The organism is Microcystis sp. LEGE 08355, assembly GCF_015207185.1.
Taxonomy (GTDB): domain Bacteria; phylum Cyanobacteriota; class Cyanobacteriia; order Cyanobacteriales; family Microcystaceae; genus Microcystis; species Microcystis panniformis.
This window is the reverse complement of the sequence record NZ_JADEXI010000954.1, coordinates 1-1,044: the sequence shown is the minus strand read 5'-3', so window position 1 is coordinate 1,044 and position 1,044 is coordinate 1. Positions and strand designations below refer to the sequence as shown.

General features: G+C 47.9%; 1 protein-coding gene. It reads left to right on the top strand.

Annotated features, from left to right (window positions below):
* On the top strand, window positions 1–917 hold a 917-nt coding region (locus IQ242_RS25560; RefSeq protein ID WP_193961875.1), incomplete at its 5' end, for a thiamine pyrophosphate-dependent enzyme.
* Window positions 918–1,044 lie beyond the last annotated feature (127 nt).

Genomic DNA, 1,044 nt, shown 5'->3' with positions numbered 1-1,044 from the left:
CCTCGAAAGCTAAGGTAATCCATGTGGACATTGACCCCGCGGAAGTGGGCAAAAATCGCGCCCCTGATGTGCCGATTGTCGGGGATGTGCGGGTAGTTTTAGAACAAATACTCCACAAAGCCAGAGAATTTGATTATCCCACCAATCCCGATCGCACCCAAGCTTGGTTAGCCCAGATCGAGCGCTGGCGCCAAGATTATCCCCTGCAAGTCCCCCTACCGGAAGGCAGACTTTCCCCCCAAGAAGTAATCGTTGAGGTGGGCCGTCAAGCACCCCACGCCTACTACACCACCGATGTGGGCCAGCATCAGATGTGGGCGGCCCAATTCCTCAAAAATGGCCCCCGACGTTGGATTTCTAGCGCGGGATTGGGGACGATGGGTTTCGGTTTACCTGCTGCGATGGGGGTAAAGGTGGCGATTCCCGATGAGGAGGTCATCTGTATTAGTGGTGATTCCAGTTTCCAAATGAATCTACAGGAATTGGCCACCCTAACCCAATTTAATATTCATGCCAAGACGATTATTATTAATAATGGTTGGCAGGGTATGGTACGTCAATGGCAAGAAGCTTTCTATGGGGAACGTTATTCTAATTCCAATATGGAAGCGGGAATGCCAGATGTGGAACTGTTAGCCCAAGCTTACGGCATTAAAGGGATTACTATTCGCCATCGAGAGGAATTAGCCGCAAAAATTGCCGAAATGTTAGCCCATGATGGTCCAGTTTTGGTCAATGCGATCGTGACTAAGGACGAAAATTGTTATCCCATGGTTGCCCCCGGTCAAAGTAATGCGCGTATGATTGGTTTACCGAAAATTGTCACCAAGGGTTGTGAAATGCTCGATTGTCCCAGTTGCGGAGCGGTTAACAGTTGGAATAATAAATTCTGTCCTGAATGTGGGGCGAAATTGTAACCAAAAATTGTTAATTAATTAACCAGCCTCCGTTAAATATAACGGAGGTTTTTGGCTTTTTCTTGACTGTGTGAATATCATAAGTAGGGTTTGCTGAAAAAGCTTTTCCTAGGGGCAGGGTGTGGGG